The organism is Novosphingobium sp. PP1Y (assembly GCF_000253255.1).
GTDB lineage: Bacteria > Pseudomonadota > Alphaproteobacteria > Sphingomonadales > Sphingomonadaceae > Novosphingobium.
Genome location: NC_015580.1, coordinates 1,220,938 through 1,236,869, shown reverse-complemented (window position 1 = coordinate 1,236,869; position 15,932 = coordinate 1,220,938). Strand labels below are relative to the sequence as shown.

The 15,932-nt window shown below is 60.6% G+C and carries 12 protein-coding genes; 7 read left to right on the top strand and 5 right to left on the bottom strand.

From position 1 onward, the window contains the following. Nucleotides 1-57 precede the first annotated feature (57 nt). From PP1Y_RS11945 to PP1Y_RS11935, 3 genes are all read right to left on the bottom strand, one after another. Nucleotides 58-840 (bottom strand): glutathione S-transferase family protein, encoded by a 783-nt coding sequence (locus PP1Y_RS11945; RefSeq protein ID WP_013832468.1) that lies wholly within the window; start codon nt 838-840, stop codon nt 58-60. Then, complete coding sequence (locus PP1Y_RS11940; RefSeq protein WP_013832467.1) at nt 840-1,607, bottom strand: glutathione S-transferase family protein; 768 nt, start codon at nt 1,605-1,607, stop codon at nt 840-842. Before PP1Y_RS11940 ends, PP1Y_RS11945 begins: the two co-directional genes overlap by 1 nt. A 115-nt stretch (nt 1,608-1,722) precedes the next feature. Then, nucleotides 1,723-4,125 (bottom strand): TonB-dependent receptor, encoded by a 2,403-nt coding sequence (locus PP1Y_RS11935; RefSeq protein ID WP_232512646.1) that lies wholly within the window; start codon nt 4,123-4,125, stop codon nt 1,723-1,725. 246 nt (nt 4,126-4,371) lie between these two features. Here PP1Y_RS11935 and PP1Y_RS11930 point away from each other — a divergent pair, with 246 nt between their 5' ends. Beyond that, on the top strand, nt 4,372-5,163 hold the full coding sequence (locus tag PP1Y_RS11930; protein ID WP_013832464.1) for a CmcJ/NvfI family oxidoreductase: 792 nt from the start codon (nt 4,372-4,374) through the stop codon (nt 5,161-5,163). Nucleotides 5,164-5,236: 73 nt separating this feature from the next. Here PP1Y_RS11930 and PP1Y_RS11925 read toward each other — a convergent pair whose 3' ends face one another. Then, the gene (locus PP1Y_RS11925) at nt 5,237-6,634 is read right to left on the bottom strand and encodes an aminomethyltransferase family protein (protein WP_013832463.1); all 1,398 of its coding nucleotides are present in this window, start codon (nt 6,632-6,634) and stop codon (nt 5,237-5,239) included. Nucleotides 6,635-6,994: 360 nt separating this feature from the next. Here PP1Y_RS11925 and PP1Y_RS11920 point away from each other — a divergent pair, with 360 nt between their 5' ends. The 3 genes from PP1Y_RS11920 to PP1Y_RS11910 are packed head-to-tail and all read left to right on the top strand — an operon-like array spanning nt 6,995 to nt 9,485. Beyond that, nucleotides 6,995-8,542 carry an FAD-binding oxidoreductase gene (locus tag PP1Y_RS11920; RefSeq protein ID WP_013832462.1) on the top strand — a complete coding sequence of 516 codons (1,548 nt, stop codon included), beginning with the start codon at nt 6,995-6,997 and terminating at the stop codon, nt 8,540-8,542. After that, nucleotides 8,539-8,955, top strand: a complete 417-nt coding sequence (locus tag PP1Y_RS11915; protein ID WP_013832461.1) for a cytochrome c — start codon at nt 8,539-8,541, stop codon at nt 8,953-8,955. Before PP1Y_RS11920 ends, PP1Y_RS11915 begins: the two co-directional genes overlap by 4 nt. Before the next feature lie 56 nt (nt 8,956-9,011). Beyond that, entirely contained in the window at nt 9,012-9,485 is a 474-nt protein-coding gene (locus PP1Y_RS11910) for a hypothetical protein (RefSeq protein WP_148274958.1), read from the top strand. Nucleotides 9,486-9,528: 43 nt separating this feature from the next. Here the strand turns inward: PP1Y_RS11910 and PP1Y_RS11905 are convergent, their stop codons facing one another. Next, nucleotides 9,529-10,029, bottom strand: a complete 501-nt coding sequence (locus tag PP1Y_RS11905) for a nuclear transport factor 2 family protein (protein ID WP_013832459.1) — start codon at nt 10,027-10,029, stop codon at nt 9,529-9,531. Between the two features lie 96 nt (nt 10,030-10,125). Between PP1Y_RS11905 and PP1Y_RS11900 the strand changes: the two genes are divergently transcribed. The 3 genes from PP1Y_RS11900 to PP1Y_RS11890 all read left to right on the top strand — a co-directional run bounded on the left by PP1Y_RS11900 (nt 10,126) and on the right by PP1Y_RS11890 (nt 15,900). Then, nucleotides 10,126-11,040 carry an NAD(P)H-binding protein gene (locus tag PP1Y_RS11900; protein WP_013832458.1) on the top strand — a complete coding sequence of 305 codons (915 nt, stop codon included), beginning with the start codon at nt 10,126-10,128 and terminating at the stop codon, nt 11,038-11,040. Further along, the gene (locus PP1Y_RS11895) at nt 11,037-13,235 is read left to right on the top strand and encodes a PQQ-dependent dehydrogenase, methanol/ethanol family (protein ID WP_013832457.1); all 2,199 of its coding nucleotides are present in this window, start codon (nt 11,037-11,039) and stop codon (nt 13,233-13,235) included. The genes PP1Y_RS11900 and PP1Y_RS11895 overlap by 4 nt, the downstream gene beginning before the upstream one ends. Nucleotides 13,236-13,512: 277 nt before the next feature. Further along, nucleotides 13,513-15,900 carry a TonB-dependent receptor gene (locus PP1Y_RS11890; protein ID WP_013832456.1) on the top strand — a complete coding sequence of 796 codons (2,388 nt, stop codon included), beginning with the start codon at nt 13,513-13,515 and terminating at the stop codon, nt 15,898-15,900. Nucleotides 15,901-15,932: the final 32 nt, after the last annotated feature.

Below are 15,932 nucleotides of genomic sequence, written 5' to 3'. Positions count from 1 at the left end.
CCGGCCAACTGCTGTCCCGGATCATGATTTTATGGATTTATTCGGGGCGACGCACGGTCATCCCCAGCGGTTGATCTCCGGACCGGGAGCCCAGAACGTCGCGGCTCGAGCCCCGCCATCGGCGAGGGCAGAGGCCACAGCGGGACGAGAGCGAACGCGCTGTAGCCAGGCCGTCGTCAGCGGCTTGTCCCGGAAAGACTCGGGAAGGACCTGCTCCATTCCCGCAAGCCAGGCGAAAGTGGTGAGATCAGCGATTGTCAGTTCGCCCATGAGCCATTCGCGCCCGTCACCGAGCTGCTGCTCACAGCGCTCGACGGCCTGCAGGACCTTGGTCCGACTGTCTGTAATCTGCGCAAGATCCACCGCACCGTCGCGCAGGATCTCCCAGCGCGAACGCAGGTCTGCACTAACGATTCGATCCGTCAGTTCCTCGAACTGTTCATCCGACATCGCCCCGAGAGTTTCCTGCGAGAATTCGACATTGCCCAGCAGGGCCGCAGCCGGAGACAGGCGCTCGGTGATCTGGCGGCACCACATCATCATCTCCCAGTGCGCATAGGGATCGCTTGGCTGGAGCGAGGCCTTCTCCGAAAGCTCGTCGAAATACTGCGCCAGGAAGACGGCATCGGTCATCGCCTCGCCATCGACCACCAGCACAGGGCCTTCCCCTTCGATGCCCATGTTCAGGGCCACCGGTTCACTGATGCCGGGCAGGACGTGCCGGTCACCGGCAAGCAAATCGATCCGGCGCCGTTCAACGGCCACGCCGGTTTCGGCAAGGGCCGCCAGCACGATCAGCGACGGGCCATTGGGCGCTCCATGGTAGAGAATCATCGCCATCAGATCTGCTCCCCGTCGAGAATGGCGACACGCTTCACCATGTCGGTCCGGCCCAAGGCCCAGCATTTCTTCACGGCCGGCCGGGCATAGACCGCCCGCAGCCAGCGCAGGAGATTGGGCGTCCTTTCATCGTTGCAAAGTGACGGTTGTGAGAGCGGGATGGCGTAGGCAAGATTGAAGCCGTTGATATCTGCGAGGCTATAGGCGTCGCTGGCAAGCCACTCGCGCTTGCCCAGTTCTTGTTCCAACATGCCGATACCCAGGGCCACGCGCCGTTGGCTTTCGCCGATCTCCGCTTCGGAAAACGTGCCGTGGATTGCCTTGCGCCAGGACACGCGCCGCTCGGGCAAGGGAATGCGCTCAATCGCCGCTTCGAGTTCGGCCGGATCCCGCTGGCGAACCATCGGGCCGACAAAGACGCTCCAGCCAATCATCGAGAAACTCGGCGCCAGCCACTGATCCATGAATTTCATCCACCAGCGGACCCGCCAGCGATCCAGCGCATCCTTCGGCATGAGGTCCGGCCCGGAGAACTCCTCGTTCACATATTCCATGATCGCCGTGCTCTCGACCAGGACCCGGGAACCATGCGTCATGGCCGGTATCGTGCCCTGCGGATTGATTGCCAGGTATTCAGGACGATGCTGATCGAACTCCAGCATATCGATGTAGTGACTATCGAATTCGACACCCTTCTCCATCAGGGTCAACATCGGCTTGCCTGAATTGGCATTCGGCTCCCAGTGGTACAGTGTCACTTGCGCCATGGCGCTTGTCTCCCGTTCGTATTCATGCCCGTCCCTGAATCGGGCCAGATCGCCTTGATCCCACTAGCATTATGCGGTTGCAGCAGGCGGGGGAAGCCAGCTGCAACCGGAATGATCAAAAGGTCTTCCGGGCGGTCACGGCCCATTCGCGCGGTCGCCCAACCGTGCTGTACCCGGTCCCCGCCGTGGCGTAGACAGCCACGAACCGCAGTGGGAGCAGGTAGTACTTGTCGAAAAGGTTCTGGACTTCGAACGAGATGGAAAGATCCTCGTCCCTGTTTTTCCAGGTAAGCCGCGCATTCGCCAGGATGAAATCAGGCCGGTATTCCAGCGGAGAAGTGAGCGTCAGACGCCCCACACTGCGCTTGCCGGTATAGGCAAGATCGAAGCGCGGCGTGATCGATCCGAATTCGCCCAGATCGGCACGATACTGAATGCCCGCGCTCCACTTCCAGTTGGGCGTGGTAATCGGATCATCGATCTTGATGGCTCCGCCCACAACCTCATCGATCCGTTTCCACTTGCCATCGATCCAGCTGAGCGACGCATCGATATCGAGACCATCGACGAAGTTTGCGAAGAACTCCGCCTCTAGGCCGTACATCTTGCCATCGCCTGCGTTCTGGATTGCCGCGCAAGTATTCGTACCCGTTCCCACCGGCACTTCATCGAGTACCGAACAGTCCGAAATCGGCAACTGGATATTCTTGTAGTCGTTATAGAACCCGGAGAGGTTGAGGCGCACACGATGACCGAGGAAGTCGGTCTTCACGCCCATTTCATAGGCCGTGAGCGTCTCCGGATCGAAAGCACCGTTGATGGCCTGGAGAGCCGTGAAAGGCCGCGCAACAACGCCGCCGCCCTTGAAGCCGGTGCTCACCGTCGCATAACCCATGATCTCGGGGCTGAAACGATAGTCGGCGGAAATACGCCAATCGACACGATCACCGTCGTAAAGGCCAACGAGCCCATCGAGGAGGCCGACCCCGAAGCTGTCATTCAGCACGCCCCCATCCAGGCCCTTGCGAACGAATGTATAGTCCTTGTGCTCCTTGGTGTACCGCAAGCCGCCGGTCAGTGTGAGCTCGGCAGTCGGACGCACGATGACCGTACCGAATACCGCCTTGCTGTCGGCATTCACGGGATCGTTGCCCTGGAACTGCAGGTTGCAAGCGCCCATGCCTCCGCAGAAGGCATAATCGATGTAGCGGATATCCTGCCGCGTGAAATAGAGAGTCTTCTGATCGCTGTAGAAGCCGCCCAGGGTCCATTCCGCGTCAGGCCCGATATCGCCGGAAAGGCGCAGTTCCTGGCTGAAGAAGCGAAACTTCAAGTCATTGAAGCCAGCGCCAACGATGTTGGGATTGGGCGTGAAATCGTCGTCGGTGCCAAAGACCTGTCGATAACGCCGGTAAGCGGTGATCGACTGCAACTTCAGATGGGAACTGAACTCGTAGCTAACGTTGCTCGAAACGCCCCAGCCCTCGAACTTCGTCTTGCTGGGCATGTAATATGCCTGATCGATAATGCCGCCCGCCGGTGCGAAGAAATCCGCGTATGTACAGAAGCGTCCGCAGATGAAATTGACGCCGTCGGTCTTGCTCGTATCGTTGACCGTCAGGACGCTCGCGCTGTAGGAGCGATTTTCATAAGTGTAATCGCCCGTGATCGTCCAATCGAGCTTGTCATCCGGATTGAAGCGGAGCGAACCGCGAAGGCCCGTATAGTTCTTCTCGCCGAACTTATCGACGACGCAATCCGAAGGCGTAGATGGACGAGCACCGATGCCTAGCGGGTTGCCGGGATTGGCGCAGCCGAAGTCAACCTGATCGACGTAGCCATCCTGCCGCTTGTGGACGGCAGCGATACGGGCATAGAGGTTGTCTGTCAGCACGAAGTTGGCACTGCCGCGCAAGTCCGTGCGATCGCGCGAACCGTAGGCGACCTCTACCGAGCCGCTGTTCTCGTTGCTGGGCTTCACCGAAAACAGCTTGATCGCGCCGCCGATCGAGTTGCGCCCGGTCAGAGTACCTTGAGGCCCCCGCAGAACTTCGACACGTTCGAGATCGAGCAGGTCCATGATCGAACCGGTCAGCGTCGCATAGTAAACGTCATCGACATACATACCCACGCCAGGTTCGTAGGCCGGGTTGAAGTCGTACTGCCCGATCCCGCGGACATAGACCGCCATCGACGAACCGAAGGCGCCGCCCATCTGCGTAAGCTGAACGTTCGGCGCCTGAGCGGCGATCTGGGAAATGTCCGTCTGGTTTCTTGACGCCAACAGGTTTGCATCGACTGCCGTGATCGACAGCGGCGTATCCTGCAGGTTCTGCGCGCGGAACTGTGCGGTGACGATGATTTCATTGAAAGAGGGCGATTGCTCCGCCCGTTCTGTCTGCTCCGCTTCATTGGGCAGGTCCTGTGCAAGGACAGGCGCAGCAGCGAACAACCCGCTCCCCGAAACCGTTACAAGCAACACGCGACGCAAGCGTGCCCTGGTGAAGATCTGCATCATGGTCCTCTCCTGAACCGGCGCCCGGACGGTGTTCCGAACTCGGCGCCATGTGGTCGCCTGGATAGCGACATTATGTTTGTATGACATACTATTTTTGGATGGCAAGAGTATAGTCACGAATGTTACCCATTCATCCCATCGAAGCGCGGCCAGCCATCTGCATGAGAATCACGGAAACATGGATTTCGAGACCCGTTCCTGCGGGACGCCAAGTATTTTATGCACTGTTAAAATTAGGAAATATCTATGATTTCTGAAATCTCCTACGCGGTAAGGACAGCATCCAGAATGCTCTACCACGCAAATGATACTTCACGCGACACCGTCACGATTGACTCTAGAGCGATGCCGATTCACGATGCCAGAGGATCGAAAACCTCGCTCGATTTTGAAGGATTCCAAATCATATCGGATGTTATGGCTACGCAGATTCTGCCAACTGATGGCCAGACATCCGACTCACGACAGAATGAACTGGCGTCGCTTCTGACCCAAGTTACCGGCGCGGACCTTGTGATCCCGACAGGACGGGGCATACAACGCTTCTCGGAGCGCTCGCCCCTTTGCGGCACGCTCGACAATTCCCGTCCAGCCCGCTTTGCACATGTCGACGTTTCCGGCCGAACGGCCGAGACCTTCTCCCGGCGCTTCGCACCAGGCGGACAACCAAGACCCAGTCGCAGCGCGCACTACAACATCTGGAGCATCCTCACACCTCCACCCCAGGACGTTCCGCTGGCGCTTTGCGATGCAAGAACCGTCTCACCAGACGATCTGCTTCCCGCAGACGCCATCTTCGATCGCAACGGAGAAGACCTCTGGTCATTCGAAGGGCTGGTTCTGGCCCATTCCCCCCGACATCGCTGGTGCTGGTTCAGCAACATGTCGCCGGGCGAAGCACTTGTATTCAAGACGTACGACAGCGCACCGGACGTCGCTCGATGCGTCCCACACGTCGCCTTCGACAATCCTGACGCGAAGCACCACGCCGTGCCGCGCGCCTCCATCGAACATCGGGCGATCGCATACTGGTTCTGATGCAAGACGCCCCGCCAAAGCCAGACGGACAGGTCCGCACAAGCTTTGGCGGGGCGCCTAACGATTAGCGAAGTCAGGCGTCGACGCGCTGGGTACGCCAACCTTCGTGGTAGGTTTCACGGGCCACGCGCGAATAGGGAACCGGCGAAACGATGGCCCGCACCGCGAGCTGTTTGTGAGGCTCGACCGTGGTCTTGCGCGTGCCGCCGTCCTCTTCACCCCAGACAACCTGCACTTCGCTGCCGATGGGGATTTCAGGATCTATAGTCGCCAGCGAAAGCGCCTGCTTCTCATTGTAGGAGTAGCCGGTAAACATCGACAGGCCGACCGTCTTGCCGTCGGCATCGGTCACGCGGTCGTAGTTCGACGAAGCATAGTTCGCGAGGGGGACATCGAAGAACTTGTACTGCTCGCCATCCGGATCGAACAGCGATGCCATGATCTTGGCCATGTCCTCAGGGTGCCAGGCCAGGGTCACCTTCCTGCGCTGCTCAGCCGGATCGATCGCTTCAAGCGCCTCGCGCCCATGGAAGTCGTGGTCGAACTTCACGAAGGGGCCATAACCCAGTTCCCAGGGATTGAGGTAATAGTCCTCGATCGACTGCGAGACGAAGCTGCCACCGATCGACCCCGTCGCTTCATAACTGTCAGCCCCCAGCCATTCGCGATAGCCCTTGAGCTTCTCGCCCGTGTAGATCGCCGGCAGCGGTGAGGGAATCCAACCCGATTCCAGCGTATTGGAAGGATAGGCGCGGCTGCCGCAGGCGATCAGGCCGAATTCCTTGCCTGCCTCGAGAATGGCCGCGCGGACTTCCTCCTGCTCCTCATAAGGCCCCCAAATTTCAAGGCCCGGCGCGCCGGACATGCCGTGGCGCAAGGTCCTGATTTCCCGGCCGGCGATTCGCATCGTGCTCATGCTGAAGAAACGCAGCTGCTCGAGCGGTCCGCCATTGAGCTTCTCGATCACGTCCCAGGCCTTCGGACCCTGGATCTGGAATCGCCAGACCGAGCGTGACACCGGCTTGCCCATGGGCCGCATCGGCGAACGATCGTCAAGTTCGAGTTCGACATCGTAGCCCTGCTCGGCCTGATAACGCAGCCAGTTCGAAGCCGGAGCGCGGCCGACGTAGCAGAACTCTTCGGGAGCGAGCCAAAAGATGATCCCGTCGCCGATGACATGGCCATACGGCGTTGTCGGCACGTACTGCTTGGCCTTGTCGACCGCCCACCCCTTGGGTGAATTGATCATGGTATCGGTCAGAAGCTTGAAGGCATCCTTTCCGCGGATATACAAATTCACCATGTGGTGGGACTGATCGAACAGAACCGCGCTGTTCTGCCAGGCCCACTGCTCCGAACGCCAGTTCGAGAATTCCGGCGCCACGACAGGATAGACGTAGGCACCCAACTGCGAATTTCGCAGCATCTCGACGGGATTACCCGCGCCCTGCAAAACCTGCTCAAGATTCATGGCCATCTAAATTCTCCCGCATCATGCGCACAACCTCTTGGCGCTTTCGCCCAGCCTAATACCGGCACGGCCCTTGAGACAAGGGGAATGTTTGCCAGAATGATCGTCACGTATGAAATGATATTCATCCATCCAGACACCAGTCCGATGCTGCGATTGCAGCAGATATGCGCGATAACGCGCAACGAAAATGCCACGATTGACAGTGTCGCATTTTCACATAAAAATATCATTTGTTACTGTATAAGATGAAATGTGGGCTTGGAGCAGGATGCAAACAATAGGCTCGAACAAGGCAAGCGAAGACCGTGCCGGACAATCTCGTCCCGGCACCATCAGACCCGCAAGGGGAGCCAAGCAATGAACGCGCCCTTACCGGACCTCGCAACGATCAAGCGCGCCAGGAACCAGTTCATCGCCGCCCTTGGTGCGTCGCAGGTCTTCTTCAACGAAGAGGATATCGCGAGCTATCGGGACAAGTTCGCAGTCGACGACACCTTCCACTTGCCTGCCGGTGCGATCGCGCCGGACAGCGTCGAGCAGATCCAGGCCGCCTTGCGCATCGCCCAAGAGAACGGCATCCCGCTTTGGCCCATCAGTCGCGGCAAGAATCTCGGCTATGGCGGTAGCGCGCCCGTGCTTGCAGGCTCGGTGATCCTCGACCTCTCTCGCATGAAGAAGATCGAGTACGACGAAGCGAACGGCACTGTCCTGTTGGAGCCTGGTGTCGGGTTCTACGATCTTTACGATTTCCTGCAGGCACGCGGGATGAAGCACTGGCTTTCGACGCCGGGCAATTCCTGGGGCTCCGTAGTCGGCAACGCGCTGGACCGCGGCGTCGGCTATACACCTTATGGAGAGAACACCAGCAAGATCTGCGGCATGGAAGTGGTGCTTGCCGATGGCACGCTCGTGCGAACCGGCATGGGCGCGCTGGATGGTTCGCCGACCTGGCAGCTCTATCGCTATGGCTTCGGCCCTGCCTGGGACCAGCTGTTCGTTCAGTCGAACTTCGGCATCGTGACCAAGATGGGTCTCTGGTTGATGCCGGCGCCGGAGTCGCTGATGGGCATGGACATCGAGTTCGATAGTCCGGACGATCTCGGCCCATTGGTGGACGCCATCGCCCCCTTGCGCCGCGAGGGGCTACTGCAGCAATCGCCGACCATCGGCAACTGGCTCCGCGCTGCAGCGGTCCTCACCACAAGGGACCAGTGGACCGACGAGCCCGGGGCTTTGAGCGACAAGGTCATCCAGGCGATCCGCAATCGCTACAAGGTGGGATGGTGGGGCGTGAGCCTGCGGCTCTACGGCAGAGAAGACGTGAACAAGGCTGCCTATGCGATTCTCGAACGAGAGATGGACCGGCTCAAGCCGATGAGCAAGAAACCGGCCCAATGGAAGCAAGGCGAGCCACTGGAAGCCTCGGGCTGGACCGGCACCCCGCTGACCTTCCCCATGCAGAATGCCAACTGGCACGGCGGACGCGGCGGCCATATCGGATTCTCCCCGGTCCTGCCCCAGTCCGGCAAGGCTGCCATGGAACAGTTCAAGCGGACCTACGAGCGCTATCGCGAATACGGCATGGATTACCAGGCGAGCTTCGCCTTCGGCGAACGCCACCTGATCAACGTCAATGCGGTCCTGCTGAACAAGGACGACCCGGCAATGATGAAGAAGGTCGATCCATTCCTCAAGACGCTGATCGCCGACGCCCGGGCCCAGGGATACGGCGAGTATCGGACCCACCTCGACTACATGGATCTCGTCGCCTCGACATACGACTTCAACGGTAATGCCCTCGCGAAATTGAACCAGCGGGTGAAGGATGCGCTCGACCCGGTCGGCATCATTGCCCCTGGCAAGAGCGGCATCTGGCCGGGCAAGACCGGGGGAGCGCGCGCATGAACTTCAAACCCCTGGCTTTGCTCAGCGGCCTCGCGCTGCTCAGCGGATGCAGCGCATCGGACGAAACAGCTTCGAACCAGGCGCCACCCGCCGGACCGCCGGCACCGGTAACCCTCAATGCGCGGCCCGATGCGAGTCCGGGCGAGCGTCTCTTCATCGAGAAATGCGCGATGTGCCACACCGCTGGAGGCATGGGCACCGGCCTGCTCGCCCGGCGCTCCGACCAACCGCTGCTGGAAAAGCGTGAGGACCTGACGACAGAGTTCGTTATCCAGGCAGCCCGCTTGGGGATCGGCAACATGCCGGCAGTTCCGCGAGGCGAGGTGAGCGACGAGGAGATGGACCAGATTGCCGCATACCTCGCACACGATCCCGCCACCCCCTCCAAGACGACATCGAAAGAGCAGCCATGACCTGGCTTTCGCGTCGGCAAGCCTTGAGCGCGGCAGCCTGCACGGCGCCTCTTGCGATGTTGAGCGGATCGCTGCCGCTTCTCTCCACGAACGGCAAGCATACTACGCATCTCGTTCATGACACGACGCTTCCGGCCGCCTGCTGCTTCGCTTCCCGCGCCATGGCTCTGGGCGCCCGGTCGATCCCCATAGAAGGCGACCGGGTGCGACTGTTCACGAAAATGCTGGACGCGGGACCTTCCCGGATATTCGGCGTGACCCGCCACGCCGAATATCTGCTTTTCGAGGAAGTCGCGCGCGAATACCGTTTTGCAGAGACTGTGCTGGTCCAACACAGCGCGTGCAGTGCCGCAACCGTGCATCATGACAGGGCCAATCTAAGCATGCCGTCGCTTGTTGCTGCGGCCGGGGCATTCTGGCCTGAAGCCTTTGCCGACCTCTCGCAAAATGAAACAACCGCACCGCCACCCGCAAGAAGAGCTAATCTTTCCGATGGCGCATTCAGCTGGGTGTTCGCGCGCGTTTCCTGAAGCGCTTGCGGGGCCGGACGCCAGACACGCCCAGCCCCATTGCTCACCGGTCGATGACGAGCGATTCCGGGCGTTTGCGCGGCACCCATTCGCCCTTGCCCGGAAAGTTCTTCAGGATCTCTCCGTCCCACAAGCGGACGGTACGACGATGGAAGCGCCAGCGTTCGTCCTCGCACTTGACCGCATGATCGTCATACCAGCCGGTAAAGCGCAGCACATAGGGGGGCTCACCATCGCATTCGGTAACAAAGGCGAAAGCGCGCATCTTGACCGAGCCGTCGTCCTGCGGCCTGAACTGGATCTGCGTGACATGATGCTGCCGCCCCGGAAATCCGGGGGCATTGCGATAATGTTCAGCGATCCCGCGAATACCCTCGTGCCCTTCCCAGATATCGGGATCCTCAAACACTTCCTCGACCATGCGCGCATCGGGCGTGAAACAGGCGACAAGGGCATCGACGTCCCCGGTGTCGAGCGCCCAGCTGTAATCGGCAATCAGGTCCTGGAGGGCCAGGCGGTCTTCAAGCGGTAACAACAATGTCATCATCTCCTCAAATCGACAACTTGACCAAAACATAACATTCGTTACGTTTATCGGCAAGCAGCCTGATACATCCGGGCTCGTTGAAAGAGAGGACAAGTGGGCAAGATTATCGTCACCGGCGCTTCTGGCGCATTTGGCAATGCAGCCGCGGAACTTCTGCTCGACCGCTGCGCGGCGGAAGATCTCATCCTCCTGTCGCGCACACCGGACAAGCTCAAACACTTCGCGGAAGCCGGCGCGATCGTGCGCCAGTCCGACTTCGACGATCCGACCTCCCTGCCCCAGGCTATGGAAGGCGGCGAGCGCATGCTGCTGATCAGCACGGCGCGTGTGGGCACCCGGGTCTCGCAGCATCGCAATGCGGTCGAAGCCGCCGTCGCTGCCGGGGTTCGACACATCGCCTATACCTCGCTCATGTCCGCCGACGCCCCAGCCAATCCGGCGATCGTCAAGCTGGATCACCGCGCGACGGAAGAAATCATCGAGGCTTCGGGTGCGCAGTGGACCCACTTGCGCGACAGCCAGTATTCCGAAGCGGTGGCGCTGGCGATGGTGATCCCCGCCCTCGCCAGCGGCCGCAAGCCGGACAACTGCGGGGACGGCAAGGTCGCATTCGTGAGCCGGGACGACTGCGTTTCATCCGCAGTCGGTGTGCTGACCCAGGAAGGCCACGGCTGCAAGGCCTATACGCTGACCGGGCCCGAAGCGCTCTCCGTGCCCGAAGCTCTCGCCATGGCCAGCGAGATCGCCGGAAAGCCGATCGAAGTCGAACAGGTCGATGACGAGGGCATGTTCGCCTACTTCGATTCGCTCGGCGTCCCCCGCCACGCATCCGACATCATCCCCGATGGCCCCATTCCGTGGTCCAGCGACGACATGGTGACCTTCGGCACCGCCATACGCGAAGGGTACTTCGCGCAGGCCACGGATCACGTCGATCGCCTGACCGGTCACCCCCCGCGCTCCTTGCGCGAAGTCATGCTGCAGCATTGCGGAGCCTGGCCCAAATGAAGCATTTGACGGTGCGGCTGTGCGGCTTCGTCCTGCCCCTTGCACTTCTTGCGGGCTGCGCACCAAGCGCGCCGGATGAGGGAACGGGAGACGACTGGCCATCACCCAAGGGTGATAGCGATGCATCGCATTATTCGGCGCTGACCCAGATCGACAAAGGCAACGTTTCCCGGCTCGGCCTCGCCTGGTCCTATGACCTCGGCACCAACCGCGTGCAGGAAGCAACGCCCGTCGTCATCGACGGCATGATGTACACGAGCGGCAATCTGGGCCGCGTGTACGCACTCGACGCCGCATCCGGAAAACCGAAGTGGACCTTCGAGCCCGAAGTCGACATGCAGGTCAATCGCACGGCCTGCTGCGACCAGGCCAATCGCGGCGTCGCCGTGGCAGACGGCAAGGTCTTCGTCGGCACGCTGGACGGCCGGCTCTACGCTCTGGATGCCAAGACCGGCGAAGTCGCATGGAATGTCGACACCGTTGCCGACCATACGCGCGGCTACACCATTACCGGCGCCCCGGAAGTGGCCGGCGACCTCGTCGTGATCGGCAATGCCGGTGCTGAGTTCGATGCGCGCGGCTACGTCACCGCCTACGACCTGAAGACCGGTCGGCAGGTCTGGCGCTTCTTCACGGTACCGCACGATCCCAAGCTCGGCCCGCAAGAGAATCCGGAGCTGGAAGCGGCGGTCAGGACATGGGCAGCAGACAGCCGCTGGGACATCGGCGGCGGCGGCACCGTCTGGGATGCGATCAATTACGACCCGCGCTTCGACACCGTCATTATCGGCGTCGGCAATGGCGGCCCCTATAACATCACGCGGCGCTCGCCGGGCGGCGGCAGCAACCTCTACCTGTCATCGCTCGTCGCGCTCGACCGCAAGACCGGACGGGTCAAGTGGCACTACCAGGAAACACCCGGCGACGCCTGGGACTATACGGCCACGCAGCCGATGCTGTTCACCGACCTCGAAGTGAACGGAAAGATGCGCCCCGTCCTGATCCATTCGCCCAAGAACGGCTTCCTTTTCGTGCTGGACCGGGAAACCGGAAAACCGCTGGCCATCAACGCGCTGGCTCGCACCAGTTGGGCGAAGGGCTTCGATCTCAGCACCGGCCTCCCCAAGAAGACGCCCGCGGGCTCGGCCTACTGGCAAGGTCCCAAGATCGTCTTTCCCGCCTCGTCCGGCGCGCGCAACTGGTATCCGGCAGCATTCGATCCGGATCGAGGCCTCTACTTCGCCTCGGTGCTCGACATGGGCAACCTCATGTTCACTACGCCCCCGCTCGAAAAAGGCGATCCCCGGCGCAAGAAGGGTCTGAACGTATCGGCGGCACTGATGTTCACTGCAGATCTGCCGACGGCCATGCCGTCCTTGCCGAAGCCGCTGCAGGATCAGGTCAGGGCCCTGCCGGAATGGCAGTGGGTCAAGGACAAGCCCTATAGCTCGCAGCTACGCGCGATCGATCCGCTGACGGGCAAGGCGAAATGGGCGGTCGAAACCGAAGGCTGGCAGGACCGGCCCGGTGTGCTCGCGACCAAGGCCGGCCTGATATTTCACGGCTCCGTCGGCGGGAAATTCATTGCCCGCGATGCCGACACTGGCAAGGTACTGAAGCAGATCGACACCGGCAGCTCGATCATGGCCGCACCCATGACCTACCGGATCGACGGCGTGCAATATGTCGCCGTGGCCGCCGGCTTCGGCGGTGGCGGCTGGGGCTCGGTTCCCGCCTATTCCGCCGCCTACACATACGGCAATGCGAACCGTTTGTTGGTCTTCAAGCTGGACGGAGGTGAAGTCCGCAAGCCCGAACCGCTGGGCCCGCTCGAAGTGGCCCCGGCTGCCCCGCCTCAAGCCCCGGGTGTCACGCCTGCCACCATTGCGCGCGGCCAAGCCTTATTCATGGGCACTTGCATTCTTTGCCACGCCAACCAGCCGCGGGCGGCCCTGCCCGACCTCAGACGCATGAGCCCGGAAACCCATGCGGCGTTTGACGATATCGTAATGGATGGCCTGTTTCTTCCGGCTGGAATGCCACGCTGGGACGATCTGCTTTCCAAGGACGACACGAAAGCCATCCATGCCTACCTGATCGATGAGCAGACGAAGCTGCGAGCCCGTGAACTGCGCCTCAAGGCGGATGGCAAGCCGCTTGGCGCGGGTCCCTCGGGCGCCCGGGCCGGATATTGATCGACCTGCCACCCGCCATCACCGATAACGAATCGCATTGACACATTCATAACGACCGTTATCTTTGTTGACAGCATGATATGCAGTCCTGTCGAAGCCTGTCTTCAACGGCGTAGCAAAGCAGAATTGCATATCCATTGCGGCACAATGCCCCGCTAACCCGGGCGACAATACAATCACGGCCCCGACACCGGACAGCGAATGTGCGCCTTGCCGCCTGCAGCAGGCCGGCCTGTCAGAGACTGCGGCGATCGGGTGCCGAAGGGAGGAAGCATCTATGAAACGCAAGTTGGGCGGCTATTCTTGTCATGGCGCAGCGCTGGCCGCGATCGCCCTGTCACTTTTTTCGAGCGAAGCATACGGGCAGGAAGTCGCATCCGGCGATGCGCCGCAAGAGAACGTCTCCGCGCCGGAAATCATCGTAACCGCGCAATTCCGTGCCCAGCGCCTTCAGGACACGCCGATCGCCATCACCGCAACGACCGGTTCGCAACTGGCGGCCAAGAACGTCGACAGCGTCACCGACCTCACGGCCATCGCGCCCAACGTCAATCTCTCCGAAGCGACGGGCCTGAACGGGAGTGCAGTGCAGGCCTATATTCGAGGTATCGGACAAAGCGATTCCAGCTTCGCGCTCGAACCGGGCGTAGGCATCTACATCGACGATGTCTATTACGGCACCACTTTCGGCGCGATCCTCGACCTCAATGACCTCGACCGCGTCGAAGTCCTGCGCGGACCGCAAGGCACTCTGTCCGGCAAGAACTCCATTGGCGGGTCGGTCAAGCTGTTCAGCCGCAAGCCGGATGAGGACACGGACGGCTTCGTCGAAGCGACCACGGGCAGTTTCGGCCGGATCGATTTGAGAGGCAGCGCCGGCTTCGTCATTGCCGACGGGTTCTATGCCAGGGTTTCCGGCGTCTCCAAGCATACCGACGGCTATTTCGATCTGCTCGACTATGGCTGCGTCTTCCCGGACTCCGGTATCGCGTCGACCGGTTCCGGCGGAGACTGCAAGGTCGGCACGGAAGGCGGCGTCGACGTCAAGGGAACGCGCCTGGCGCTTCGCTATGCACCGGTCGGCTCATCGCTCGAAGTGAACGTGGTTGCAGACTACGCGCACAACACGTCCGACCAGGTCGCCACCAAACTGCTCTATGCCGACAATCCCAACACGCGCAGCTACGTGGCGGGCGACCCGACGGGCGGCATCCCACTGGATGATCGCTTCCTGACCGGTCGCCACGCCTATTCGAGTTACGCGAATTATGCAGCTGGCGGCAATTACACGACGGTCTTCGGAACAAACTATCAGGTCGAGCCGGGCAGCTTCAATTCCAGCCCCGACAGCTCCGCGAAAAGCTGGGGCGTGGCGGGAACCGTGGACTATGAGTTGACCGGCGACCTCAGCATGAAGTCGATTACCGCCTACCGGAAAGCGACAGGACGCACCGGCATCGATCTCGACGGCTCGCCCCTATCGATCCTCGTGCAGGAGTTCGACTACGAACACCGGCAATTCACGCAGGAACTGCGCATCTCGGGACGGATCGGCACACTCGTCGACTTCACCACCGGAGCCTACTACTACGATGCTCACGATCGCTTCTCGGGTCGCGTCCTCATTCCCAATGCATTCTTTAACTTCGTGCAGGACGATCCGGTCACCAACCGCAGCATTTCAGGCTTCCTGCACACTGAGTTGCACCTGAGCTCCAACCTCAACCTGATCGGCGGCCTGCGCTACACCGATGACCGCAAGACCTACGGATTCAGTCGAAGGAACGTCGATGGTTCCTTGCCAACCGGGGAATTCCTGACGGACAATTTCCTGATCGTTGGCCTCGATGGCCAGAGCGGAACTTTCAAGGGTGACCGCCTCGACTATCGCCTTGGCGTGAACTACCGGTTCAGTCCGTCCGTAATGGCCTATGCGCAAGTGGCTACGGGCTACAAGGGCGGCGGCATCAATCCGCGACCCTATACGCCCGACCAGATCGTGAGCTTCAAGCCGGAAACACTGACGACCTATGAAGCGGGATTCAAGTCGGATCTTTTCGAGAATCGCATTCGCCTGAACGGCACGGTGTTCTACAACGATTACCGGGACATCCAGATCAATCGCTATCTATGCCCGGAAAGCGCCAGCACAACCTGCTCGCAACCCGCGAATGCCGGCGATGCAAAGACGTGGGGTATCGAAGCGGAATTCTTCGCAGAACCTGTCTACGGCCTCACAATCGACGCTTCGACCGGCTACCTGCACTTCAAATACACGCGGGTCGATGCGACCACACTGGTCGAGAAAGACTTCAAGGCACCCTTCAATCCATCATGGCAGGCGAGTGCAGGCATCCAGTATGCGGCCAACCTGGGCGAGAATTGGGGCACGATTACTCCCCGGTTCGATTGGAACTACCAGTCGTCGTTCTACTTCGGATCGATCAACAACGAATACAACCGCGTTGCCGCGCGCAACCTGTTCAACTTGCGCGTAACCTATGATTCCCCGGACAAGTCCTGGCAATTGAGCGCCGGTGCAACAAACCTGTTCGACAAGTTCTACTACACCGGCGCAAGCGAAAACGTGGCCAACTACGGGGTCAGTTCCGGCACGGTCGGGAGGCCGCGTGAATGGTTCGTCTCGCTTCGAAGGAACTTCTGAAGCGAGACCGGCACCTGCTTGAGAGGAATGGC